The sequence below is a fragment of the Mucilaginibacter sp. P2_D11 genome (assembly GCF_056404435.1).
In genome coordinates this window covers 108,930-133,270 of sequence record NZ_JBFUEA010000006.1, presented here as the reverse complement: position 1 = coordinate 133,270, position 24,341 = coordinate 108,930, and the positions used below count along the sequence as shown (strand labels likewise).

Annotated in this window: 22 protein-coding genes; 16 read left to right on the top strand and 6 right to left on the bottom strand. The window is 47.8% G+C overall.

The annotated features are described in order from the left end of the window. Positions 1-49: 49 nt before the first annotated feature. Positions 50-550 (top strand): FKBP-type peptidyl-prolyl cis-trans isomerase, encoded by a 501-nt coding sequence (locus tag AC1DXC_RS10885; protein ID WP_477459181.1) that lies wholly within the window; start codon positions 50-52, stop codon positions 548-550. 48 nt (positions 551-598) lie between these two features. Here the strand turns inward: AC1DXC_RS10885 and AC1DXC_RS10880 are convergent, their stop codons facing one another. From AC1DXC_RS10880 to AC1DXC_RS10855, 6 genes are read right to left on the bottom strand one after another with little or no spacing between them, the layout of a single operon-like run. Continuing rightward, a complete protein-coding gene (locus AC1DXC_RS10880; RefSeq protein ID WP_477459180.1) occupies positions 599-1,312 on the bottom strand; it encodes a hypothetical protein in 714 nt (237 codons plus the stop codon). Between the two features lie 9 nt (positions 1,313-1,321). Further along, positions 1,322-2,047 (bottom strand): hypothetical protein, encoded by a 726-nt coding sequence (locus AC1DXC_RS10875; RefSeq protein WP_477459179.1) that lies wholly within the window; start codon positions 2,045-2,047, stop codon positions 1,322-1,324. Next, positions 2,040-2,732 (bottom strand): hypothetical protein, encoded by a 693-nt coding sequence (locus AC1DXC_RS10870; RefSeq protein ID WP_477459178.1) that lies wholly within the window; start codon positions 2,730-2,732, stop codon positions 2,040-2,042. Before AC1DXC_RS10870 ends, AC1DXC_RS10875 begins: the two co-directional genes overlap by 8 nt. Positions 2,733-2,753: 21 nt before the next feature. Continuing rightward, positions 2,754-3,173, bottom strand: a complete 420-nt coding sequence (locus AC1DXC_RS10865) for a PH domain-containing protein (RefSeq protein WP_477459177.1) — start codon at positions 3,171-3,173, stop codon at positions 2,754-2,756. 54 nt (positions 3,174-3,227) lie between these two features. Further along, a complete protein-coding gene (locus AC1DXC_RS10860) occupies positions 3,228-3,632 on the bottom strand; it encodes a hypothetical protein (RefSeq protein ID WP_477459176.1) in 405 nt (134 codons plus the stop codon). 59 nt (positions 3,633-3,691) lie between these two features. Further along, complete coding sequence (locus AC1DXC_RS10855; protein WP_477459175.1) at positions 3,692-6,499, bottom strand: outer membrane beta-barrel protein; 2,808 nt, start codon at positions 6,497-6,499, stop codon at positions 3,692-3,694. 219 nt (positions 6,500-6,718) lie between these two features. Between AC1DXC_RS10855 and AC1DXC_RS10850 the strand changes: the two genes are divergently transcribed. From AC1DXC_RS10850 to AC1DXC_RS10780, 15 genes are all read left to right on the top strand, one after another. After that, positions 6,719-7,801, top strand: a complete 1,083-nt coding sequence (locus AC1DXC_RS10850; RefSeq protein ID WP_477459174.1) for a fatty acid desaturase — start codon at positions 6,719-6,721, stop codon at positions 7,799-7,801. A gap of 361 nt (positions 7,802-8,162) precedes the next feature. Continuing rightward, the gene (locus AC1DXC_RS10845) at positions 8,163-8,816 is read left to right on the top strand and encodes a hypothetical protein (protein WP_477459173.1); all 654 of its coding nucleotides are present in this window, start codon (positions 8,163-8,165) and stop codon (positions 8,814-8,816) included. A 76-nt stretch (positions 8,817-8,892) separates the two neighbouring features. Next, on the top strand, positions 8,893-10,428 hold the full coding sequence (locus tag AC1DXC_RS10840; RefSeq protein ID WP_477459172.1) for a TolB family protein: 1,536 nt from the start codon (positions 8,893-8,895) through the stop codon (positions 10,426-10,428). Between the two features lie 14 nt (positions 10,429-10,442). Next, positions 10,443-11,357 carry a sugar phosphate isomerase/epimerase family protein gene (locus AC1DXC_RS10835; protein WP_477459171.1) on the top strand — a complete coding sequence of 305 codons (915 nt, stop codon included), beginning with the start codon at positions 10,443-10,445 and terminating at the stop codon, positions 11,355-11,357. Between the two features lie 110 nt (positions 11,358-11,467). Then, positions 11,468-12,046 (top strand): gluconate 2-dehydrogenase subunit 3 family protein, encoded by a 579-nt coding sequence (locus tag AC1DXC_RS10830; protein WP_477459170.1) that lies wholly within the window; start codon positions 11,468-11,470, stop codon positions 12,044-12,046. A gap of 1 nt (position 12,047) precedes the next feature. Next, the gene (locus AC1DXC_RS10825) at positions 12,048-13,751 is read left to right on the top strand and encodes a GMC oxidoreductase (RefSeq protein WP_477459169.1); all 1,704 of its coding nucleotides are present in this window, start codon (positions 12,048-12,050) and stop codon (positions 13,749-13,751) included. A gap of 252 nt (positions 13,752-14,003) precedes the next feature. Then, complete coding sequence (locus AC1DXC_RS10820; protein ID WP_477459168.1) at positions 14,004-15,683, top strand: GMC oxidoreductase; 1,680 nt, start codon at positions 14,004-14,006, stop codon at positions 15,681-15,683. A 19-nt stretch (positions 15,684-15,702) separates the two neighbouring features. Continuing rightward, entirely contained in the window at positions 15,703-17,133 is a 1,431-nt protein-coding gene (locus AC1DXC_RS10815) for a Gfo/Idh/MocA family protein (protein ID WP_477459167.1), read from the top strand. Positions 17,134-17,178: 45 nt separating this feature from the next. Next, positions 17,179-17,805 carry a gluconate 2-dehydrogenase subunit 3 family protein gene (locus AC1DXC_RS10810; RefSeq protein WP_477459166.1) on the top strand — a complete coding sequence of 209 codons (627 nt, stop codon included), beginning with the start codon at positions 17,179-17,181 and terminating at the stop codon, positions 17,803-17,805. 179 nt (positions 17,806-17,984) lie between these two features. Beyond that, positions 17,985-19,154 (top strand): Gfo/Idh/MocA family protein, encoded by a 1,170-nt coding sequence (locus tag AC1DXC_RS10805; protein WP_477459165.1) that lies wholly within the window; start codon positions 17,985-17,987, stop codon positions 19,152-19,154. Positions 19,155-19,163: 9 nt separating this feature from the next. Continuing rightward, positions 19,164-20,216, top strand: a complete 1,053-nt coding sequence (locus AC1DXC_RS10800) for a sugar phosphate isomerase/epimerase family protein (protein WP_477459164.1) — start codon at positions 19,164-19,166, stop codon at positions 20,214-20,216. A gap of 48 nt (positions 20,217-20,264) precedes the next feature. Next, positions 20,265-21,494: an MFS transporter gene (locus AC1DXC_RS10795; RefSeq protein ID WP_477459163.1), complete on the top strand. Its 1,230-nt coding sequence runs from the start codon at positions 20,265-20,267 to the stop codon at positions 21,492-21,494. A 70-nt stretch (positions 21,495-21,564) separates the two neighbouring features. Next, positions 21,565-21,993, top strand: a complete 429-nt coding sequence (locus AC1DXC_RS10790) for a c-type cytochrome (RefSeq protein WP_477459162.1) — start codon at positions 21,565-21,567, stop codon at positions 21,991-21,993. Positions 21,994-22,123: 130 nt separating this feature from the next. Next, a complete protein-coding gene (locus AC1DXC_RS10785) occupies positions 22,124-23,440 on the top strand; it encodes a nucleoside permease (RefSeq protein ID WP_477459161.1) in 1,317 nt (438 codons plus the stop codon). 5 nt (positions 23,441-23,445) lie between these two features. Beyond that, positions 23,446-24,330 carry a hydroxypyruvate isomerase family protein gene (locus AC1DXC_RS10780; protein WP_477459160.1) on the top strand — a complete coding sequence of 295 codons (885 nt, stop codon included), beginning with the start codon at positions 23,446-23,448 and terminating at the stop codon, positions 24,328-24,330. Positions 24,331-24,341: the final 11 nt, after the last annotated feature.

The window sequence follows — 24,341 nt, the reverse complement described above, 5'->3', positions numbered from 1 at the left end:
ACCGGCAATGAATTTCCGTTAATCCAATCGTTAACGAATAATCATCATAATGAAAATTGAACCACAACACGTAGTATCATTAACATACGATTTGTATGTTAAACAAGAAGACGGCAGCGAAGGCCTGGCAGAAAGCGCAACGCAGGAGCAACCGCTAACCTTTTTGTTCGGCGCGGGCCAAATGATACCCAAATTCGAAGAGAACTTAAGCACCCTTTCAACAGGTGATACCTATGATTTCCGCATATCCGCAGCAGAAGGCTACGGCGAATTCGACGAAGAAGCAGTAGCTAATTTGCCGAAAGAGATGTTCCAGGGTACCGAGATACCGCAAATTGGCGAAGTATTGCCTTTGCAGGATAACAACGGCAACCGTTTCCAGGGCCAGGTAGTATCGGTTACCGAGGATTCGGTAATTGTAGACCTTAACCACCCTATGGCCGGTCAGGAATTGCACTTTAAAGGCGAGATATTGAACGTTCGTCCTGCTACGCCAGAGGAACTTTCTCACGGCCACGCACACGGCCCGGATGGCCACCACCATCACTAAGCCGGAAGACGGAAGTCTGAAAGAAAACGCAACAGGCGCATCGTATGTTTACGGTGCGCCTGTGTTGTTTGTGGCAAAATCAAGCCGGCCTATATCGGTAATGCGGGCATTTATCATGATGCGGCAGGCCACCGGCTCACCATTCTTTTTTGCAGGGAAAAATATTTTATCCTCCTGGTTGGGCAGGTTTAAGTTCATATTGATTACCCGCTCATAACCATCCTTACCCAAAATAGTAACTTTGTAGTAAGCCAACCTCCCCAGGGGGCTTATCAATAATTCTGCTACCGCCGTGTATTTTATACGATTTATATCCCAAATGTCTTCCGGTAGCCTGAACAAGTTAAGGTAGGGTATATACCCATAATATCTGCCGCCGATTTTTATTGGCTTGGTAACCACGTCTGTACTGTCGATAGTCTCGTCCACAAAATAATGCAGGTCGCTGCCCGCTACTTCGGGGGCTTCGTATTCCAGCTTTTTTGCGTCATAGTTATATACCTGCAGCAAATGCCCCCGTATGTCGAAAAAACGCCAGGTACCTACTTTTACGTCGTTATCAAAATTACCCGATGCCACAGGTATCGTTTCTCCATAACGCGCATGGTAAAGCCCCTGCTTTATCGTTTTGTTGGTTTTGAGCACATGGTACACCTCGTAAACCGAATCGGTTAACCGGGTAGTTTTTTGTTTGGTATCCTGCGCTGTGGCGATACTTGCCACAAGTATCGCCACAGCCATCAACAAGTAATTTTTGAGCATAAACTATCTTTAATAAAAATCTATCCCGCCTTCTTCGGTGATATACACCCTGATGATGATTCTGCATGCCACCGGCTCGCCGTTGAGGGTAGCAGGCGTAAAAATCTTGTCTTCGGGTGGCAGCAGGTCTGGTTTCAGTCGGATAAAATGATCTTCCGCCCCGTTGTTGATGTTTACCTTAATATCCGCCAGCCTGCCGCCGGGGCTCACCAGCAATTCGAGCGTGGTTTTAACCTCGTTCAGCATCACCTCAGGATGCGATTCATATTCGGCAGGTAGCTTAAATAATTTCAGGTAGTTTAAATAACCAAAATAGCGCCCGCCTGTTTTTACGGGTTTATGCGCTTTATCAGTTGGGCCGAGGGTGTTATCGAGGAGGTATCTGAAATTGGACGTAGTGTCTTCCTTCGCCTCGAATGTTACTGTGTTGGTGTCGTAATCATAGGTTTGCATGGGGTGGCCGGCGGCATCGTAAAAACGCCAGAGGCCGATGCGCTTGTCCTGATTGTACATGCCGGTTGCTACAGGCTGGCGATCCCTGTAAATAGCTTGATATAAGCCCTGCATAATCGTTTTATCAGTTTTTAAAACATGATAAATTTCCTTTACCGAATTAGTAAGCCTGGTTGTTATCTCGCGTGTATCTTGTGCTTTACAACAGGCCGCAGCAAACAGCAGGGTCAGTAATAATGCCGGCCCCTTTAACCAATCTCCGATTTTCTGTGCATCAGTCAAAATCGAGGTGGTTGGTATCGGTGATGTATGCTTTTATCATGATGCGGCAGGCAATTCCCTCGCCGTTTAAAGTGGCCGGAGTGAATATTTTGTCGGCCTCATCGGGCAGGTTGGTGCTCATGTTAATTACTCTTACCGTTTCGCCTTTGATGTTCAGGTTTACCTTATAGCTGGCCAGCCTGCCTAGCGGGCTTATCAGCAATTCTACGGTTACATCGAAGAAGTTTTTGGTTGATGGGTCGATATAATCGGGCAGCGTAAAAAGTTGCAGGTAGGGGATATACCCGTAATACCGGCCGCCTATTTTAATGGGTTTGGTTACCTTGTCGGTAGGCTGCAGTTCCCTGTCTACAAAGTAACGCAGGGAAGACGTGGTATCTTCCGGCGCTTCGAAAATCAGTTTGGCTGCTGTATAATCGTAAACCTCAAGCTGTTGGCCTTGCGAACTGAAAAAACGCCATAAGCCCACTTTCTTGTTATTGTCGTACATGCCCATGGCCACTACTGTTTTTCTTTGGAACAGCGCCTGGTACAGGCCTTGCTTGATGTTCTTATTGGCTTTCAGCACCGTTGAAACTTCCTGTACCGAATCGGTAAGCCAGTTTTTTTTCTTCGTGGTTTCCTGTGCGTTTCCGTTATAGGCTAATAATAAGCAGGCAAAAAATAGGGTGAGTGTCCTCAACATGCGTTTTATTTTCGGTTCGGGTTATGAATTGTACCGGATGCCCGGGTTTATTTTCTGTAATTCGGCTACGAAAGCGGCTTTATCCTGTGGGGAGATCACAACCGAATCGAATTTATTATAAAATAGCTCCAACCTATCCATCGAAAGGGCCGGGGCGCTTAATATGCTGCTGTTATCTTCTACTTTGGTTATGCTGCCGATATCCAGGCTGGTGTTAAAGAATATACCGCATTTCACCCGCAACGTGCCATCGCTTTGGATGGTATAATTGGTATTGAAAAACACCGGCAAAAACACTGCCGACATTACTGCGAGCAGCAACACGGCTCCAATGTACCTGCCGCCGGCAATGTAGCCAACTTCTATCAATAGCAAAATAATCAGCGGGATAAAGATAACGAATCCCCTCTTTGACGGGAATTTTTGCTTCTGGTTTAACATGGGGTGAAAATACTAAGCAGAGTGGTTATAATGAAATGGCTTTAGGTCTACTTTTCATGAATCTGACTTGTTAGATAAAGTAATAACAGCCGGAGTGTGCAAGTTATATTCTTTAATCTGGTCCACCCAAAAAATAATAATATCCCTTACGTCTTCGGTTGGTATGGAAATGTCTTCTTTGGATTCATCCATGCCGGAAAACGTGCTTGCCGGCATTCCAATCGTTAAGAAATTCAATGTCCCTCCCGCATCGTCATCGAAGGGCTGTCCAATAATTGCTTTTTCTATTTCCGGCAAAACATCTTCCAATAAAAAACTTAAAGATTGCTCCAAAAAATATCCGGAAAGATGATAATTCAATAATGGGTCGCTGTTCGAAAATAAAACTGCATAGGTTTTTGCCCCCGATTTTTCAGTCGTGACAAACGATAACTGATACTTTTCTATAATCGAACCCATCTTGCTGCTTGAATTTTTTTCGGCGAACGATTTACCGCAGGTTAAAAGTAGCGATTTTTTTACTCCGGCCTACCACCACCGCCGCCAAAACCACCACCGCCTTCACCGCCGCCGCGCCTGCCACCTCCACGGTTACGGCCACCTTTGCTGCCGGCGAATTTCTGCAGCCTTATCGCAAACGACAGCATAAAATAACGGCCAAGGCGGTTGGTGCGGGTATCTATGATCTGGTTGCCGCTTACGCTGCGGGTTACACCGGTATTTTGGTTAAATAAATCGAAGGCCTGGAAGCGTAGCGCGCCGATATTGCCCTTCAAAAACTGGTACTCTACATAAGTGCTCAGCAGGGTAGGGTTGGCCTTAACCGTGCTACTAAAACCGTGGTTAATCGTTTGGGTAAGGTTGTAGCCCAGTATCCAACCCTTGAAAAAGTAATTGCGGCCATCAAGCCCCAGCGTCCAGGTGCGGGCATCGGTACTGATGAACGACGGGATGCTGTAATTAGTGGTATTTACGCTGTAATTGCCGCTCACTTCGGTATCCATCAGGCTATCGATATCTATGCGGATACGTGCCCCCTGGTTAAATACCCAGTTCTTGCCCACGTTGCGCACATCGTTAAGGTAACTGATGTTGTTGTTGAAATTGGCGCCACCGTTTAGCGTAACGGTAAATTTTCGGTTGGCAAAGGGTTTGGAGTAAGCGTAATTACCGTTGGCCGAGTAAAAGCCGTCCGTATTTAAATAACGGGTTTCCTGTATGGTGTTGTTGCGGCTGGTAGTGCCCGAAGTGGTGCCAACGGTGATAGGCCGCGTATTGCTAACTATTTTATCCTGGGTGCTGGTGAACGATAGGTTGGTGAACAGCGAGTTGCCGCTGGCGATATCGAACTGGTTGTACCGCAGGCTGACGTTGTTGTTGAACGCCGGCTTTAGGTCGGGGTTACCGTAGATGCGGTTTTGGGGGTTGCTAAAATCGGGCTGAAGCTGTAACTGGGTAAAGCTAGGCTGACTGTTGCTGCCGCTATAATTGACAGACAATGAATGGTTTTTGGCAAAGTTGTAGATAAACCTGGCCGTTGGTATATAGTTGAGGGTATGCGTGCTGGTACTGAAATTATGCGATTGCCCATCAAGCGAGCCGGGTTGCACGGCCATGCCCACCGTGTAGTTGTATTTGGTTTTTACGCCGCGCAGGTTAAGCCCGAATTTATTGGTAATAAACTGGTAGTTGTACAGCGTGCTCAATGAGTCTACATACGTTTGGCCCAGCGTAACGGGGTCTATGCGGTAATTGTAGCGGTTGTTATCGGTATTGCTGTAATTGTGGTTGTAGTTGGCTTCCAGGTAATTGCCGTTGCCTATGGGCTCGGTGTAGGATAACGATATGCCGTAGCGGTTGCTGCTGTTATTGGTGTTTATTTGCTGGTATAGCGGCGTGGTTATGCCTGCTTGTTCGGTAGTGTATTGATCGTTAAGGTCCTGCGTGTTTTTGGAGTAACCCAGGCTGGTGTTGATACTGAAGTTGCGCCCCTTTTTGGCGAATTTATGGTTATACAACACGCTGATGCTGCCGCTTGGCGCGGTAGAGTTGGTTAAGGCCAGCTCGTTACCGGTGACGGTGGTATCGTTACGCGTATTGCTGAAGGCATCTGTACTGTTATCGTTGGAGGAATTATAGTTGAAGTTGGGGTTTATCTTGAGGTAATTCAGGCTGTCTATCCGGTACTCCATATTAAAGTCTATCCGGTGGTTAAGGTTGTGGGTGCGCCCGTCGCTATTATCGGCACCCAAAATAGCACCCGACTGGAACAGGCTCTGCGTTTGCGAGGTGGTAGTGCTTAGCCTATCGCGATTAGCGTAGCTATAGCTGCCATAAACGGTTATCTTTTTGCCCCATTCGTTGCGGTAGTTAAAGCCTAGCGAGCGGTTGGTCGTGATACCGTTGGCCGTGCTTACGCCGCCACCTGCAGACCCGCCTCCACCACCACGTCCGGCCCTGCCGCCGCCCCCTCCGCCAGCGCCCAGGTTGAACGCGTTGGTATTGTTATTATTTACGGTACCGATGAGCGATACCTGCTCGTCTTCCCTAAAAGCATTGGCCGATATGCGTGCCAGGTAACGGTCGTCGTTACCTATGCCTACTGTGCCCTGACCGAATTTGCCTGTCCGTTTGCCTTTTTGTATGGTGATGTTCAAAATCTTATCCGGGTCGCCGGTTTTGATGCCCGTTAAGTTGGCCTGATCGCCGTAATCATCTATCACCTGTATGTTCTCTACGATATCGGCAGGCAGGTTTTGGGTGGCGGTTTGCACATCGCCATTGAAATAATCCTTGCCGTTTACACGCACCTTGGTAATCTGCTTACCGTGCGCAGTAACGTTGCCGTCTTTATCTACCGATACGCCGGGCAGCTTCTTCAGCAAATCCTCAACCGGCGAACCTTCGCGCACTTTGTAGGCGGCAGCTTTATATTCAACCGTATCTTCTTTAATGGTGATGGGGTTTATGGCAGTTACATTTACCTGCCCCAGCATATTGGTTTGTACTTTCAGTTTGATGGGGTCCAGCCGGATGGCGGTATTTAGGTTGTCCATAGCATATTTCCTGCTCATCGCTTCATAACCCAATCCCGAAACGGTTATCTTGAAATTTCTGGAGAAAACCGCTCCGAAACTAAACCCGCCTTTGGTATCGCTGGCTACCACCATGCTGTCTTTGTCGGAGGTGAGTTTTACCGTCATCCCGGGCACCGCGCCAAGGCTATCTATCAGGGTGCCGCTAACGGCGCGCGGAGGCTGTTGTGCAAATAGTACTTTCGCAGAAAGCGTAAGGATGAGAAGCAATAAGGATAAACGTTTTGTCATGGCAGTGGGATAACTCCGCTAATGACGGTTAAAGTATAGAGAAGTTTAATTGTAATGCCAATGTCATACAAATGTTGCAATGAGAATGGCTTTTAACTATGAATTTAATTATTTATTAATTTTATTAACCCTTTTTTTAGGAATTGCAGAAATGAATGCCTATCTTTAATCCGTCCCCATTTATAAAAACTAATTGATAAACTAACCTCCCGATCCCTAATGGCATTCATACATGATGTATTAGAACAACCTTCCTATGGGTGGAAGGATGCAAATGGCAACCTTTCCAAACCAACCAACGGTCAAATTTTCAAAGAATTTTTTTCGAGGCTTAACATCTTCAAAACCAAAAAGAACTGGCTTTCTTTTATGAGTTGGATGATGGTGGTAACGCTGTCGGTATTCCTGCTTTTATTCATTTTCAAATACTTCTCTATCCAGGGATTGATTATTGCCTTTCTTTACAGCATGGTAGTAATGGGTACCCACGGTACCATTTGGTACCACCGCTATTGCACCCACGGTGCATATAAGTTTAAAAATAACTTCTGGCGCTTTTTCACCCAAAACCTTACCTTAAAAATTATCCCAGAGGAGATATACGCTATATCGCACCATGTGCACCACGCGTTATCCGACCAACCGGGCGATCCATACAATGCACAGGGCGGTTTCTTGTACTGCTTTTTGGCCGATGCAAACCACCAGCCCATCAACCGTAATATGAACGAGAAAGAGTACGCCCGCTGCGTTACTTTAATGAAACATACAGGCGTATCGGTAAACACCTACGCGCAATACCAAAAATGGGGTTCGGTAGCAAATCCTTTCCATGCTGTTGTTGGCGTTATTGCCAACTGGGCATTTTGGTTCACGGTATTTTATTTAATTGGCGGCGTAGCTTTAGGTTGCGCAATTTTTGGTGCCGCAGGCTTTTGGGCCGTTGGTGTACGTACCTTTAATTACGAAGGCCACGGCAAAGGCGAAGACAAACGCCGCGACGGGGTTGACCATAACCGCAAGGATATGTCGGTAAACCAGCTTTGGCCGGGCTTTGTGGCCGGCGAGTGGCACAACAACCACCACCTTTTCCCAAAAAGTGCGCGTTCGGGTTTCAAGCCGCACCAGATAGATACCGCCTTTTACTACATCAAATTCATGAGTATGATAGGCGCGGTAAGCCAGTATAAAGATTCGAAAGAGCAATTTTTAAAAGAGTATGTAAGGCCAGCTTTAAAGCCTGAGCCGGTGTACTGCCCTGAAACCGGCAAGCAGATATTTGCTACAGAAATAGCGCGATAAAGTTATCGCGAGGTAAATACATGGAAGGGGTGCGAAAGCGCCCCTTTTTTTATGGTAGCCATTTGCAGAAAAAACCAATTGACTGAGGGGCACCGGAGCCAAAAAATATTGTTCGCACATCCCCGATAAAATAGAGAAGGTGAAGTTTAGCAAGGTGCGCCTCGGCATTACCAAACTCAGCAGGTAAGCTTGCCCTAAATCCTTTTAACCAAACATGGTACTATTTTAACTTCATCACATAAATGATACATACGGGGGCGCAAAAAACGCTCCTTTTTTTATTTAATAGCATTTTTTGGGCACGGGTTTACGAATGAATATATAACTTAGTAAACCAATTATTACCAAACCAAATTTTCTGATGTCGAAAAAAATTTACTGCATGTTTAGCGTGTTGCTGGTAGCTATGCTGTGCACAGGCGGTGCAATGGCGCAAAGCCAACCGATAGGCATATTTGATGCGCAGACCGATGTTGGTCCCGTTAAAAATAAAGGCAATGTACAATACGATGCCAAATCGCAGCAATACACGGTTAGCGGTTCGGGCACCAATATATGGGCCAATACCGATGAGTTCCACTACGTATGGAAGAAGATGACCGGCGATTTCATCCTCCGCACCAGCGCCGAATTTATTGGCAAAGGAACCGAGCTGCACCGAAAATGGGGCTTTATGGTACGCAAATCCTTAGACGGCAACTCGGCACATGTAAACGCCGTTGTGCATGGCGATGGCCTTACCTCGCTGCAATACCGCAAAACCACGGGCGCGGTAACCGAAGAGCAAAAATCATCCCTCACTTTCGCTGGTATTGTGCAATTGCAACGCAAAGGCAATACCTATACCATGTCGGTGGCGCGCAAGGGCGATGTTTTTGGTCCTGAAGAAAAAGTGGATATCGACCTGGGCGACGATGTTTACGTGGGCATTTTCGTGTGCTCGCACAACGCCGATGTTACCGAACAGGCCGTTTTTAGCAACGTGAGCATCACAAAGGTTAAAGCCGGTAAATAGGCATTTTTTAAGATGCATTGTTTGCAAACCAATATATTTAATTTAGTAAACCCAATTATTGCTAACCTATAATTAAATGTCGAAAAAAATAACCTGTTCTTTAGCAGCTGCATTTATTGGTACGCTGTTTTGTTTCACTATTTATGCTCAATCCCCATCGTTAGGCATATTTGACGGGCACACCGATATTGGTGTTATTAAACACAAAGGCACTGTTGCTTACGACGCAAAAAACCAGCAGTACCAGGTCACCGGCTCCGGGGGCGATATGTGGAACGATCACGATGATTTCCACTTCGTTTGGAAAAAGATGACCGGCGATTTTATCCTGCGTACAAACAGCGCCTTCTTATCAGGCGATGAACCAAACCGTAAATATGGCCTGATGGTGCGTAAAACATTAGATGCGAATTCGGCACAGGTAAACGTAATGGTGCATGGCATGGGGGTAACATCTATGCAATACCGTAAAGTAACCGGCGGCCAAACTGCTGAGGACAGGACAGACGTTATTTCTGCAGAAGTTTTGCAGCTGGAAAGGAAAGGCAGCACTTATTATATATCCGTAGCGCGCAAAGGCGATGTATTCGGCCCGGAAAAAAAGATCGACCTGGACTTTGGTGACGACGTGTATGTAGGCGTTTATGCCTGTGCACACAATGCCGATAAAGTAGAGAAGGTGCAATACAACAACGTGCGTATCATCACCCCGGCACCCGCCGACCTGGTTCCATACAAAAAATACCTCGGCAGCGCCATAGAATTATTGGATATGGCCACGCAGAACAGCCGCATAATTTACCAGTCGCCCAAATCCTTACAGGCCCCTAACTGGATGAAGAACGGCAAATCGCTTATCTACAACAGCGATGGTACATTATACAATTTCAATCTGGCCAGCAGCACGCCAACGGCTATCAATACCAACCCTGCCAAAAACAATAATAACGACCACGTTATCTCTTTCGATGGCAAGATGCTTACCATCAGCAGCGGCGATGGGGGCCCTTCCATCGGCTATACCGTGCCTGTAGGCGGGGGCGATGCCAAAATGGTTACAACCAAGGGCGTGGGCGCAAGCTATATGCACGGCTGGTCGCCCGACGGTAAATTCCTGGTGTTTTGCGGCGAGCGTGGCGGCGAGTACGATGTGTACCGCATACCATCAAACGGCGGCCCCGAAGAAAGGCTAACCACAACCAAAGGCCTGGATGATGGCCCCGAGTACACGCCCGATGGCAAATACATCTACTTCAACTCGGTACGCAGCGGCCTGATGCAGGTTTGGCGCATGGATGCCGATGGCAGCAACCAAACCCAAATAACCAACGATGATTATAATAACTGGTTCCCGCACATCTCTCCGGATGGCAAATGGATCGTATATATCACTTTTTTGAAGAACGAAGTTGCCCCGGGCGACCATCCTTTTTACAAACATGTTTATATTCGCGTAATGCCTGCAGCAGGTGGCCCCTCAAAAGTGGTGGCCTATTTATATGGCGGGCAGGGTACTATCAACACGCCGTCATGGTCGCCGGATAGCAAGCACATCGCTTTCGTAAGCAATTCCAATTTATTGTTTCCAGTATTCCCTATAGCAAAAAACTAATAACCTAAAACAACATGACTACATCCCGCAGAAGTTTCCTTAAGAACAGCGCAGTGGCTCTTACCGCCGCAGCCTTATTACCCGATAGCGTATTCGCAGCGGGAAAAATACAACGCGTAGGCTTGCAGCTTTATTCGGTACGCGATCACATGCGCGATGACCCTGCCGGCACACTAAAAAAACTGGCCGATATGGGTTACGTGCACGTAGAACACGCCAACTATATTAACCGCAAATTCTATGGCTACACAGCGCAGGAATTCAAAAAAATATTAAACGACCTTGGCCTGGTAATGCCCAGCGGCCATACCGTAATGACATCCGCGCACTGGGATGCAGCAAAAAATGATTTTACCGATGCCTGGAAATGGACGATTGAAGACGCCGCCGTGCTTGGCCAAAAATATGTGTTTAGCCCATGGATGGATGTTGCCGTACGTACGGATAAGGCTGCGCTCGACCGCACCATGGAGCAATTCAACAAAAGCGGCGAGCTGTGCCAAAAATCGGGGATGAAATTCGGTTACCACAACCACGATTTTGAATTTACCACCATGGTAGGTGATATGCGCTTGTTCGATTATATTATGCAGCATACCGACCCAAAACTTGTTTCTCAACAGCTGGATATCGGTAATATGTATGGCCGCGAGAACGATGCGGTATCGCTCATTAAAAAATACCCGGGCCGGTTCGAATCGATGCACGTAAAAGATGAAATAAAGAGCGCGGAGCACCCCAACGAAGGTACAGGCTACGAAAGCTGCGTATTGGGCAAAGGCGTATTGCCGGTGAAAGATGTACTGAAGGCAGCCAAAAAAATTGGCGGAACGCAGTATCTGATCATCGAACAGGAGTCGTACCAGGGCATGGATCCGATAGACTCTGTAAAAATTGATTTACAAACCATGAAAAAATGGGGTTATTAGTAGTTTAAACACTACTTTTCGGCTTCATTTATAGGTAACGTGATATTGCATGAGCGCAATATCCCGTTATGTATGCATAAACTAAATTATTCAGGATTTTGAACCATCAAATGAACAGGCGGATAGCGATCCGCAACATGGCTTTGATTATGGGCAGCGCGGCCTTGTTGCCGGCCTGCCTCAGCGGTGATAAGGGCAAGCCCATCGTAGAATTGAAGCACCTTAAGCTGGATGCCGCACAGGAAAACCTGGTGAGCAATCTCTGCGAAACCATCCTCCCAAAAACAAGCACCCCCGGCGCCAAAGACCTCGGCATAAACCTTTTTGTTTTCAAGATGATCGACGACTGTTTCGACAAAAAGGGGCAGGACGATTTTATGGCGGGGTTAAAAGAGTTTGAAGATGCCGCGGATAAAAAGTACGGCAAATCATTCAACGAACTCACCGTGGCGGAACGCACCGCTTTTGTGAAGGACGTAGAACGGGGAGACGAATTACGCACGGCTGCTGCAGATAACAGAACGCCGGCCCCACGCACAAAAGCGCAGGATTTTTATTTTACCGTAAAAGGGCAAACGGTATTCGGGTACACCACCTCGCAATACTTCATGACCAAGCAAATAGTTTATGAACTGATACCGGGCAGGTACAATGCTATGTTCCCGGTTAAAAAGAAAGCGGCAGTATAGCATGGCTAATTTAAATATAGATAGTATAAAGGAACGCACGTTTGATGCCATCGTTATCGGCTCGGGCATGAGCGGGGGATGGGCAGCAAAAGAGCTGGGCGATAAAGGACTGAAGACACTGGTGCTGGAACGCGGCCGCGACGTAAAGCACTTGAAAGATTACCCCACCACCAATATGTACCCCTGGGAGTTTGCGCACCACGGGCAAATAACCGACGAACTGCGCCAGGCAAACCCTATTGTAAGCAAGTGCTACGCTTTTGGCGAAGATGCCCAGCACTTCTTCGTGAAAGATAAAGAGCACCCCTACGTACAGGAAAAACCTTTCGACTGGATACGCGGGTACCAGGTAGGCGGCAAATCGCTGCTGTGGGCACGCCAAACCCAGCGCTGGAGCGATTTCGATTTCGAAGGCCCGGCACGCGATGGCTTCGCGGTAGACTGGCCCATCCGCTATAAAGATATTGCGCCCTGGTACAGCCATGTTGAAAAATTTGCAGGCATATCCGGCAACCTGGATGGCCTGGCCGAATTGCCCGACGGCGAATTTTTGCCGGGCTTCCCCCTCAACGCGGTGGAGCAGCGTTTCAGCAAGCACGTAAAAGATCATTATCAAAACAGGCACGTCATCAGCGCGCGTTGCGCCCATTTATCAAAACCCAACCAAATACATTTGGATCAGGGTAGGGGGCAATGCCAAAAACGTACGCTGTGCCAGCGCGGCTGCCCGTTCGGCGGCTACTTCAGCGCAAATGCATCTACCATACCATGGGCATTGCGCTCGGGCCATGTAACCTTAAGGCCATTCTCGGTGGTTGAATCCATCATTTACGACGAAAAACTAGGCAAAGCCACCGGCGTGCGGGTCATAGATACCAACACCAAAGAAGCCATAGAATATTATGCCGACGTTATTTTCCTGAACGCGGCAGCATTGAACAGCAACCTGGTATTGCTCAACTCAACCTCGCATCGTTTCCCTAATGGTTTGGGCAACGATAGCGGCACGCTGGGCAAATATGTGGCTTTCCACAATTATTCGGCTCACATCAATGCCGAGTGGGACGGCGATAAAGAATGGACAACCGATGGCCGCAACCCGGCTGGCGGCGGTTATATACCACGTTTCCGCAATGTGTACAAGCAAGAGACCGACTTTTTGCGTGGCTACGCAGCCGGCTTCAGTGCCTACCGCTACCGCGAAACCAGCAGCGACGGCATAGGCGAGGACCTGAAGAAGAACCTCGTTAAAGATGACCTGAGCAAATGGCACGTAGGCTCGCACATGATGGGCGAAACTATCCCGAAGGAAACGAATTACGTGGCGCTGGATAAAAGCCAGAAAGACCCATGGGGCATACCACAGCTGAAAATTTCTGTGGAATACGATGATAACGATGCCAAAATGAAAAAGGATTACGTGGAGCAGATGACCGAGATGTTCACCTCGGCAGGCTTCACCAATATACAGGCATCGGTAGATAACCGTGCGCCGGGCCTGGACATCCACGAGATGGGCGGTGTGCGTATGGGCAACGATCCAAAAACATCCATGCTGGATAAATGGCACCGCCTGCACGCCTGCAAAAATGTTTACGTAACCGATGGCGCCAGCATGACATCAACCTCATGCCAAAACCCATCGCTTACTTATATGGCTTTTGCGGCGAGAGCGGTTGATCATTGGGTGACCAGTAGGCAGTAAGCAGTTTGCGGTGGGCAGTTGCAGAAATCAGTTAGCAGTTTTCAGTGGGCGGTTTGTATTGGTACACATCTTTTTTAACTGGAAACCGGCAAATACTAGCTGAAAAAGAACTGCAAACTGAAAACCGCCCACTGTTAACTGGTTAAATGTGTTAATAAAACACAATGAAAAAGATATTTGAAAAATAATTTTTATGCCTACATTAGGCGAGGTAACCAATACTAAACAAATTTACTTTAACGCATTAATATTATGTCTACAAACACTTATGACGCTATTGTCATTGGTTCAGGGATATCTGGCGGCTGGGCTGCAAAAGAACTGAGCGAGAAGGGTTTAAAAACCATCATGCTGGAGCGCGGTAGGAATATCGAGCACATTAAGGATTATGTGAACGCTACCAAGGGGCCCTGGGAGTTCCCGCACCGTGGCGGCCGCACCCAAAAAATGATTGAGGACTACCCGGTTTTGAAGCGCGACTATCCGCTGAACGAGGTCAACCTCGATTACTGGGTTGACGAGAAAGAAAGCCCGTACACAGAAGTTAAGCGTTTCGATTGGTTTAGGGGTTACCATGTAGGTGGCCGTTCGCTGATGTGGGGCCGCCAAAGCTACCGCTGGCACGAGACTGATTTCGAGGCAAACTTAAAAGACGGTGTGGGCGTTGACTGGCCTATCCGTTATAAAGACCTTGAAAAATGGTATAGCTACGCAGAGCAGTTTGCAGGTATATCGGGCAACCGCGATGGCGTACCAATTTTGCCGGATGGCGATTTTATGCCGCCGATGGATATGAACGTTGTAGAAAAAGACGTTCAGAAACGTTTTAAGGATTTTTACAAAGAAACACGCCACTTTGTTATAGGCCGTGTAGCCAATATTACCGTACCGCATAACAACCGCACCAACTGCCAATATCGTAATAAATGCTGGTTAGGATGCCCGTTTGGCGCATACTTCAGCACACAGTCGTCAACTTTGCCTGCCGCCATGGCAACCGGTAATTTAACCGTTCGCCCTTGGTCAATAGTAACAGAGATATTGTACGATAAGGACACTAAAAAAGCAAAAGGCGTACGCATAGTAGATGCCGAAACCAACAAAACTTACGATTACTTCGCAAAAATTGTATTTGTTAATGCATCGGCGCTAAACAGCGCCTGGGTACTAATGAACTCCGCTACCGACGTTTGGGAAGGCGGCTTAGGCAGCAGCAGCGGCGAGCTTGGCCACAACGTAATGGATCACCACTTAGGTGTTGGCGCCGGCGGCAGGATGGAAGGCTTTGAGGATAAATACTACTTTGGCCGCAGGGCAAATGGTATATACATACCGCGTTACCGCAACCTTAATGGCGAAAAACGCGATTATATCCGCGGTTTTGGTTACCAGGGCAGCGGCAGCCGCAGTGGCTGGAGCCGCGATATTGCTGAAATGAACATAGGCGGCGCATTTAAAGATGCATTATCAGAACCGGGAGGCTGGACTTTCGGTATGGGCGGCTTCGGCGAAACCCTGCCATACCACGATAACAAGATAACGCTTGATAAAACCAACAAAGATAAATGGGGCTTGCCAACGCTGGCGATTGACGTTGAGGTGAAAGACAACGAGAAGAAGATGCGTGTAGATATGATGAACGATGCTGTGGAGATGCTGACCAACGCCGGGCTGAAAGATGTAGGAGGTTACACTACCGAAGGGGTACTTGGCCGTGGCATACACGAGATGGGTACCGCGCGCATGGGTCGCGATCCAAAAACATCGGTATTGAACGAGTGGAACCAGGTTTGGGATGCCAAGAACGTATTCGTTACCGATGGTGCCGCCATGACCTCTTCTGCTTGCCAGAACCCATCGCTTACTTATATGGCGCTTACTGCCCGTGCAGCAAACTACGCGGTTGAGCAACTGAAAAAAGGTAATATTTAATCCAATTAGCATCACTAAAATGACTGAGAAGAAAGAAGAAACCACCGAAGCCGGTACCTCCAGGCGGGATTTTATCAAGAATACCTCGCTGGCAGCAGCAGGTTTCATGATTGTCCCCCGCTTTGTGCTGGGCGGTAAAGGTTATAGGGCTCCAAGCGATATGCTGCAGGTTGCGGGCGTTGGCGCAGGCGGCAAGGGCGAAAGCGATATTGCCAATTTCGCCAAAAGCGGTAAAGCTAACATTGCGTACCTCTGCGATGTGGACGACCGCCGCGCGGCTAACTCTGTAAAGAGGTTCCCGAAAGCAAAATATTATAAAGACTGGCGCGAGATGCTGGATAAGGAAGCAAAAAATATCGATGCGGTATCTGTTTCCACGCCAGATCATAACCATGCCATTGTAGCCCTTGGCGCCATGCAGCTGGGTAAACACGTTTACGTGCAAAAACCTTTAACGCATGATATTTGGGAAGCACGGGAGCTTACTGCCGCTGCAAAAAAATATAAGGTAGTTACCCAAATGGGCAACCAGGGGGCATCAAACGATGGTACCCGCCAATTGGCCGAGTGGTATAACGCAGGGCTGATAGGCAATGTACATACGGTTTACTGCTGGACAAACCGCCCCGTATGGCCGCAGGGCATACAATGGCCGGCTACAAAAAGCGAAGTGCCTAAAGAGCTTGACTGGAACCTTTGGCTGGGTACTGCCCCTTATAAAGAATATGTAGATAAATTAGTGCCATTTAACTGGCGCGGATGGTGGGATTACGGTACCGGTGCACTGGGCGATATGGGCTGCCACCTGGTAGAAGCACCGTTCCGTGTGCTTGGGTTAGAGTATGTAAAAGATGTACAGGCCAGTGTAGGTACTGTCTATGTAGATGAGTTTAAACGTGGCCGTTTCCCTGAGAGCTGCCCGCCATCGAGTCACATTACCTTAACCTTCCCAAAAACCAAGAAAACAAAAGGCGATGTAACCGTGCACTGGATGGACGGTGGTATCCAACCAGAACGCCCTGAAGAGCTTGGCCCGGATGAAAAATTCGGCGACGATGGTAATGGTACCTTATTCATCGGTACAAAAGGTAAAATGATAGCCAGCACCTACAGCTCTAACCCGCTGTTGTTGCCAACATCGCGCACAAAAGAGGTTAAGGTAAAACAAACTTACGCCCGTGTAGAAGGCCAGGCAGATGGTCACTACAAGCAATGGGTAGAAGCTTGTTTGGCGGGTTATGGTAAAATGGAAGTAAGTTCTCCGTTTGAAACCGCCGGCCCGCTTACCGAAGCATTACTGATGGCAAACCTTGCTGTTCGCGGGCACGATATTGTGCCTAAAGGCCGCCCGGAAAGCATAAAATTGCTTTGGGATAACAACGCTATGAAGGTTACCAACTTTGATGAGGTTAACCAGTTTGTAAAACGTGAATATCGCAAAGGCTGGTAATCAGCAATACTAATTCAATAATTCATTAATTCAATAATTACCAAAATGAATAGAAGAGATGCCATTGGCCGTGTTGGTTTAATCCTGGGGGGTACCATCATCGGCGCTGAGTTCTTTATGTCGGGTTGTAAATCGGGTAGTACTGCAAATACCGAAGACCTTTCTAAACCCGAAACCACCGCGTTTTTAGACGAGGTTGGCGAAACCATTTTGCCCGAAACAAGCACCCCTGGTGCAAAAGCGGCCAAAGTAGGTGCCTTTATGGCCCTGATGGTGAAAGATTGCTACACCGAAGCAGACCAGAAAGTATTCCAGGAAGGTATTGGCAAGCTGGATGATGCCAGCAATGCAAAATTCAGCAAGAAATTCATGGAGATTACCGCGGCGCAACGCACCGAGCTTTTAACCGCGCTTGATGCCGAAGCAAAAGAATACGCAAAGAAAAAGAGCGCTGATGCCGATGCAGATAAAATTAAGCATGCCGGCGAAAAAGACTATAAAGCGCCGGATGTGCCTAACCATTACTTCACCATGATGAAGCAACTAACCCTGCTGGGCTATTTTACATCAGAAGTTGGTGCCACCAAAGCCCTGCGCTACGTACCGGTACCGGGCAAGTACATAGGCGATTACCCTTACAAAAAAGGCGACCACGCCTGGGCACTTTCATAGGAAGCCCCAATGCGGCCCGGCCTGGTTTTACCCTCTTGCGTTGCAATCGATTGTAAAATAAGAAATATAGGTAAGTTATAAGGCCGCACGTTTTTGTTTTCAATCTAAAATTAATACTTTTAAGCCCACCACTGCAATAGCAGCGGGTGGGCTTAAATTGCTTATCTACAACAATACATATGAGTAAAAGAAAATTGCGCATGGGCATGATCGGTGGCGGTAAAGATGCCTTCATCGGCGCTATACACCGTATTGCCGCCAATATGGATGGCCAGATAGAGCTGGTTGCCGGCGCGCTTAGCGTAAACCCCGAAGTAGCACAGGACAGTGGTCGTATGCTTTTCCTGGATGAAAGTCGTATCTACAACACATTCGATGACCTGTTTAAAGGCGAGGCATTGCAGCCTGCCGATAAACGCATGGATTTCGTAACCATCGTTACACCAAACTTTGCCCACTTTGCCCCGGCAATGGCAGCTTTGGAGAACGGTTACAACGTGGTGGTAGAAAAACCGGTAACCTTTACGCTCGAGGAAGCCCTTAAGCTGAAAGAAAAAGTAGAAGAAACCGGCCTGATGCTGCTGCTTACCCATACCTACGCCGGTTACCCTATGGTAAAAGAAGCCAGGCAAATTATTAAAGAGGGCTCGCTTGGTAAAGTGCGCAAGATATATGTAGAGTATATTCAGGGCTGGCTAAACCGCTTATCAGAGCGCGAAGGCAATGCACAGGCTTCATGGCGTACCGACCCATCAAAATCGGGCAAGAGCGGTTGCATGGGCGATATAGGTACCCACGCTGCGCATCTGGCAGAATACATCTCGGGCAAAAAAATCACCCAATTGAATGCTTCCCTTAATATCGTAGTAGATGGCCGTATGTTGGATGATGATGGCGCGGTGCTGCTGCGTTTCGAAGATAATGTTACCGGCACTTTAACGGCATCGCAGATTGCTGCGGGTGAGGAGAATGCTCTTAAAATACGCGTTTATTGCGAAAATGGCGGCCTGGAATGGCAACAGCAGGAGCCGAACACCCTAATTGTAAAATGGAGCGATAAACCGGCTCAAATTTTACGCGCTGGCAGCGGCTATACCGATAGGCTTTCGAGCTTTGCGACATCAAACTGCCGTACACCCGGTGGCCACCCCGAGGGTTACCTCGAAGCATTCGGCAACCTGTACCGCAACTTTGCTTTGGCATTGAGCGCCAAAATAGAAGGCGTAGAGCCTAAAGCCGAGTGGCTCGATTTTCCGTCGATAGACGATGGTATCCGCGGCATGGCATTCATCAATAACGTGGTGGCTTCTAACAACAGCGACCAAAAATGGACCGATTACGTTATCTAATACAACCACATGAACACTATAAAAGGGCCGGCAATATTCTTAGCACAGTTCATAGGCAACGAAGCGCCTTTCAACGACTTAAGCTCCATCTGTAAATGGGCAGCAGGGCTTGGTTACAAAGGCGTACAGTTACCTACCAACGATGCACGCTTTATCGACCTGCAAAAAGCGGCCGAAAGCAAAACTTATGCCGACGAGATAAAGGGCATCGTAAACGCTGCCGGTTTAGAAATTACCGAGCTATCTACCCACTTACAGGGTCAGCTGGTTGCCGTAAACCCGGCTTACGATTCATTGTTCGACGCTTTTGCGCCGGATGCCGTGAAGAACAACCCCGCCGAAAGGCAGAAATGGGCGGTGCAGCAACTGAAATACGCTGCAAAGGCCTCGCAAAACCTGGGCCTCAACGCGCACGTTACCTTTAGCGGCGCGCTGATATGGCAAACCGTTTACCCATGGCCGCAACGCCCTGCAGGTTTGGTTAATACCGCCTTTACCGAACTGGCCAAACGCTGGGAACCTATCCTGAACGTATTCGACGAGAACGGGGTAGACCTTTGCTACGAGATACACCCCGGCGAGGACCTGCACGACGGTATCACCTACGAGATGTTTCTGGAGAAGGTAGGCAACCACAAGCGTGCTAACTTGCTTTACGATCCATCGCACTTCGTGCTGCAGGCATTAGATTATTTGGAGTACATCGATATTTACCACGAACGCATCAAGATGTTCCACGTAAAGGATGCCGAATTCAACCCTACCGGCAGGCAGGGCGTTTACGGCGGCTACCAGGACTGGATAAACCGCGCAGGCCGTTTCCGTTCATTGGGCGATGGGCAGGTAGACTTTAAAGCTATATTCAGCAAATTAACCCAATACGATTATAAAGGCTGGGCAGTGCTGGAATGGGAATGTGCATTAAAACACCCCGAAGACGGCGCGAGAGAAGGCGCGCAGTTCATCAAGGATCACATCATCCGCGTTACCGACCGTACTTTCGACGATTTCGCAGCCTCCGGCTCCGACGAAGCTTTTAACCGTAAACTTATCGGCTTATAATATTGAGAAGATTTTAAACCAATTAACCCCAAAAACCTAATTAAAAAAATGGCCACTACTACAATTAACCGTACACAGTTATTCCGGGCGAGTTGCCTGGCCTTGCTGGTAACCTCATTATCATTCGGTATCCGAGCGGGTATCTTAAATAAACTTGGGGTAGATTTTAACCTTGATAAAGCGCAACTTGGCACCATCACCGCCACAGCATTTTGGGGCTTCCCTTTGGCCATGATATTCGGCGGCGTTATCGTTGATATCATCGGTATGAAAAAGTTGCTTGTTTTGGCTTTCGTGTTCCATTTGCTGGGCATCGTATTGACCATTTGTGCGCCTTATTTCCCAAGTCCTTACTGGGCCTTATTCCTATCTACCTTGCTTGTAGGTTTAGCTAATGGCACTGTAGAAGCAGCTTGTAACCCCCTGGTAACTTCGCTTTATACCGAAGAAAAAACCACCAAACTGAGCCATTTCCACTTGTGGTTCCCGGGCGGTATCGTAATAGGTACGCTTCTGGTTACCTTGTTTAGCAAACTCGGCTTTGGCTGGCAGATACAGGTGGGCACGATGCTCATCCCAACGCTTATCTATGGCTACCTGTTCTCTAAACTCGATTTCCCGGTTACCGAACGCGTGGCATCAGGCGTAAGTATGGCCGGTATGTACAGGGCACTGCTTAATCCGCTGTTCATTTTCATGATGATATGCATGCTGGGTACCGGTATTACCGAGCTGTTTACCGGGCAATGGATAGATGTATTGCTGAAGAATGTGAGCAGCAACGCCATCCTTCTGCTTACGCTGGAAACGGGTATCATGGTAGTTGGCCGCGCGTTTGCTAAGCCTATTTTGAAGCAGTTCACACCTCAAACCGTGCTATTGTTTTCAACTATACTTGCAGCGCTTGGCCTATACTTATTAAGTACACAATCGGGCAACACCCTGTTTTTAGCGGCTATCATATTCGGTATGGGCGTTTGCTTCTTCTGGCCGATGATGCTGGGTTTCGTAAACACCAACCTGCCCAAAACAGGCGCTCTGGGCCTCAACCTGATGGGCGGTGCCGGTATGTTTGCGGTATCTATTTACACCATATTTATGGGTAAATATTATGATGATATTGTTAAAGCGGCAGCAGGCGATAATGCTAAGGCAGGCGTAATGGTATTGCAGGCAACGTTGGTAATACCCATCGTACTGATCGTGGCTTTTGCCGGGCTGGTGATATACATGCGCAGCATGCATAAAACGCAGACGATAAAAGACCCGGTAGTTTAAAAAAGAAGTTCGTTTTCCGATGAAAAAACGTATTTTTCCCGGAAGTTTTAATTCTGTAATATAACACCCCATGAAAAAAGTATTTATTGTTTTAGGTATCAGTTTAGTAATCGCAGCTTGCGGCGGCAGCAAACCCGGCGAAGGCGATGGCAGCGATACCGGCAGCACTACGGCAGCCAACCAAACTGCTACAGCGGCACAGCCTAATGCAGATACTGCAACCAACAAAACCGGCACTACTGCGGCACCTGCAGGCAAAGGCGCGAGCTTAATTGCCGGCGCAGATTGCACTACCTGCCACAAAGAGCACCAGAAGATAGTAGGCCCTGCGTTTGCCGATATCGCGAAGAAATATACCCCGGCCGATACCGAGAAACTGGCTAAGAAAGTTATTGCCGGTGGCAGCGGCAACTGGGGCGATATTGCGATGAGCCCGCACCCGGCGATTTCTTTAGAAGATGCCAAAGAAATGGTAACGTACATCCTGTCGGTTAAATAAACCGGCCTGCGTTAACCTACTACATTTATGCCGGATGCCCGCGTTATATCGGGCATCCGGCGTAATTTTTCTGTATTACTATACCGGGTAATTTGCCCGTGCTTCTTGTGCTACATAAACCGATTTAATTATGAACTTAACCATCCGTGTTAAGTTATCTGCCATGATGTTTCTCCAGTTTTTTATCTGGGGCGCATGGTTCGTAACAATGGGTACTTATCTGGCGAATACATTAAAAGCAACCGACGTGCAAAACGCCAATGCTTATTCGAGCCAGTCGTGGGGGGCTATTATAGCGCCATTTATTATCGGCCTCATTGCCGATCGGTTTTTTTCTGCCCAAAAGGTATTAGGTGTGCTTCATCTAACCGGTGCCGCCATTTTATATTACATAACCACTATCACCAATTTCAGCGCATTTTTGCCCGCAATTTTTGCTTACATGATCGTTTATATGCCTACACTGGCATTGGTAAACTCGGTATCATTTAAGCAAATGACAAACCCAAGCAAGGAGTTTCCGCCTATAAGGGTGTTCGGTACGGCAGGCTGGATAGTTATTGGTTTATTCATTGGCTGGTTAGGCTGGGAGAAAGGTGGTAACTTAAATACAACTTTTAGTTCTATCATCGGCGGCGGCCTTTCAAATTCATTGGCCGGCGGTACACTGATGTTAACATTTAAAACAGCTGCCGTAGCTTCGCTGATATTGGGCTTGCTTAGCTTTACGCTTCCTTCAACGCCTCCGGCAAAAAAAGGGCAGAAGACCAGTTTAAGAGATATATTGGGTTTAGAATCCATCGGGCTATTAAAAAATAAATCATACCTGGTGTTTTTCCTTTCTTCGGTGGCAATTTGCATTCCCCTGGCATTTTACTACAACTTTACCAACCCATTCCTCAATGAAGTGGGTATGAACGAAGCTGCTTCAAAGCAATCTTTTGGGCAAATGTCGGAGTTAGCATTTATGGCATTAATGCCGTTGTTCTTTATCCGCCTTGGCGTTAAGAAAATGCTGGCGGTAGGTATGCTTGCCTGGGTGTTGCGATACATATTTTTTGCGTATGGCAACGTCGACTCCAACTACTGGATGCTTATTGCCGGTATTGTGCTGCATGGCATCTGTTACGATTTCTTCTTTGTAACCGGGCAGATATACACCGATAACCTGGCAGGCGAACGCTTTAAGAGCGCTGCACAGGGTTTCATTACCCTTGCTACCTACGGCGTGGGTATGCTTATAGGTTCGTATATTTCGGGGCCTATTGTAGGTCATTGGAAAACATCTGCAACATCACACAACTGGCAAACCATTTGGCTTATTCCGGGTGGTATTGCTGCGGTAGTTTTAATAGTATTTCTGCTCTTCTTTAAAGATAAAAACCAAATACAAACCAGCCCCTCGCTAGAAATTGATGGCGAACCAAAAGGGCGTTTAGAAGTATAATAACCATGACAAACCCAAACAGACGTACGGCCATCAAAGGCCTCATTGCCGGTACCGCCGCCATAGGCGCATCGGGCGTATTATCATCTTTTACAACTGATGCAAAAGAACCAATGACTGATAAATTGAAAGGAAACATCAACCACGCGGTGTGCCGCTGGTGTTACGGCGATATTTCGGTAGAAAACCTTTGTGCCGCCGCTGTAGATATAGGCATAAAAGGTATAGACCTGGTTGGCCCGGGCGACTGGCCTACATTGAAGAAATATGGCCTGGTCTCCAGCATGTGCAACGGTGCCGAAATAAACCTAACCGATGGTTTCGGCGATAAGGTGTACCACGCCGAATTGCAAAAGCGCTATACCGACATGATTCCCAAGGTAGCCGCAGCAGGTTACAAAAACCTTATCTGCTTCAGTGGCAGCCGGCGCGGTAAAACCGACGAGGAGGGATGGACCAACTGTGTAGAAGGCCTGAAACCAATGGTTGCCCTTGCCGAAAAACACGGCATAATACTGGTAATGGAGCTGCTGAACAGCAAGATAGATCATAAAGATTACCAGTGCGATAGGGTAGAGTGGGGCGCCGAGCTTTGCAAACGCATCGGAAGCGAAAACTTTAAGCTGCTGTACGATATTTACCACATGCAGATAGACGAGGGCGACGTGATACGCAACATCCGCGCCTACAATAAGTATATCGCCCATTACCATACCGGTGGCGTGCCCGGCCGTAACGAGATAGACGATACGCAGGAACTGTACTACCCGGCTATTATGAAAGCCATAGTAGAAACGGGTCATAAGGGCTTCGTAGCGCAGGAATTCATTCCTAAATACAAAGACAAGCTGGCCTCGCTTAAAACAGCCGTACACATTTGCGACGTTTAAACCATTGGGGG

What these genes read in the sequence shown, in the direction of transcription:
- AC1DXC_RS10880 (WP_477459180.1), bottom strand. Translation starts at nt 1,312, where the DNA reads ATGCTCAAAAATTACTTGTTGATGGCTGTGGCGATACTTGTGGCAAGT.
- AC1DXC_RS10870 (WP_477459178.1), bottom strand. Translation starts at nt 2,732, where the DNA reads ATGTTGAGGACACTCACCCTATTTTTTGCCTGCTTATTATTAGCCTAT.
- AC1DXC_RS10810 (WP_477459166.1), top strand. Translation starts at nt 17,179, where the DNA reads ATGAATAGAAGAGATGCCATTGGCCGTGTTGGTTTAATCCTGGGGGGT.
- AC1DXC_RS10825 (WP_477459169.1), top strand. Translation starts at nt 12,048, where the DNA reads ATGGCTAATTTAAATATAGATAGTATAAAGGAACGCACGTTTGATGCC.
- AC1DXC_RS10840 (WP_477459172.1), top strand. Translation starts at nt 8,893, where the DNA reads ATGTCGAAAAAAATAACCTGTTCTTTAGCAGCTGCATTTATTGGTACG.
- AC1DXC_RS10885 (WP_477459181.1), top strand. Translation starts at nt 50, where the DNA reads ATGAAAATTGAACCACAACACGTAGTATCATTAACATACGATTTGTAT.
- AC1DXC_RS10850 (WP_477459174.1), top strand. Translation starts at nt 6,719, where the DNA reads ATGGCATTCATACATGATGTATTAGAACAACCTTCCTATGGGTGGAAG.
- AC1DXC_RS10860 (WP_477459176.1), bottom strand. Translation starts at nt 3,632, where the DNA reads ATGGGTTCGATTATAGAAAAGTATCAGTTATCGTTTGTCACGACTGAA.
- AC1DXC_RS10805 (WP_477459165.1), top strand. Translation starts at nt 17,985, where the DNA reads ATGAGTAAAAGAAAATTGCGCATGGGCATGATCGGTGGCGGTAAAGAT.
- AC1DXC_RS10780 (WP_477459160.1), top strand. Translation starts at nt 23,446, where the DNA reads ATGACAAACCCAAACAGACGTACGGCCATCAAAGGCCTCATTGCCGGT.
- AC1DXC_RS10820 (WP_477459168.1), top strand. Translation starts at nt 14,004, where the DNA reads ATGTCTACAAACACTTATGACGCTATTGTCATTGGTTCAGGGATATCT.
- AC1DXC_RS10855 (WP_477459175.1), bottom strand. Translation starts at nt 6,499, where the DNA reads ATGACAAAACGTTTATCCTTATTGCTTCTCATCCTTACGCTTTCTGCG.
- AC1DXC_RS10865 (WP_477459177.1), bottom strand. Translation starts at nt 3,173, where the DNA reads ATGTTAAACCAGAAGCAAAAATTCCCGTCAAAGAGGGGATTCGTTATC.
- AC1DXC_RS10835 (WP_477459171.1), top strand. Translation starts at nt 10,443, where the DNA reads ATGACTACATCCCGCAGAAGTTTCCTTAAGAACAGCGCAGTGGCTCTT.
- AC1DXC_RS10830 (WP_477459170.1), top strand. Translation starts at nt 11,468, where the DNA reads ATGAACAGGCGGATAGCGATCCGCAACATGGCTTTGATTATGGGCAGC.
- AC1DXC_RS10790 (WP_477459162.1), top strand. Translation starts at nt 21,565, where the DNA reads ATGAAAAAAGTATTTATTGTTTTAGGTATCAGTTTAGTAATCGCAGCT.
- AC1DXC_RS10815 (WP_477459167.1), top strand. Translation starts at nt 15,703, where the DNA reads ATGACTGAGAAGAAAGAAGAAACCACCGAAGCCGGTACCTCCAGGCGG.
- AC1DXC_RS10795 (WP_477459163.1), top strand. Translation starts at nt 20,265, where the DNA reads ATGGCCACTACTACAATTAACCGTACACAGTTATTCCGGGCGAGTTGC.
- AC1DXC_RS10785 (WP_477459161.1), top strand. Translation starts at nt 22,124, where the DNA reads ATGAACTTAACCATCCGTGTTAAGTTATCTGCCATGATGTTTCTCCAG.
- AC1DXC_RS10800 (WP_477459164.1), top strand. Translation starts at nt 19,164, where the DNA reads ATGAACACTATAAAAGGGCCGGCAATATTCTTAGCACAGTTCATAGGC.
- AC1DXC_RS10845 (WP_477459173.1), top strand. Translation starts at nt 8,163, where the DNA reads ATGTCGAAAAAAATTTACTGCATGTTTAGCGTGTTGCTGGTAGCTATG.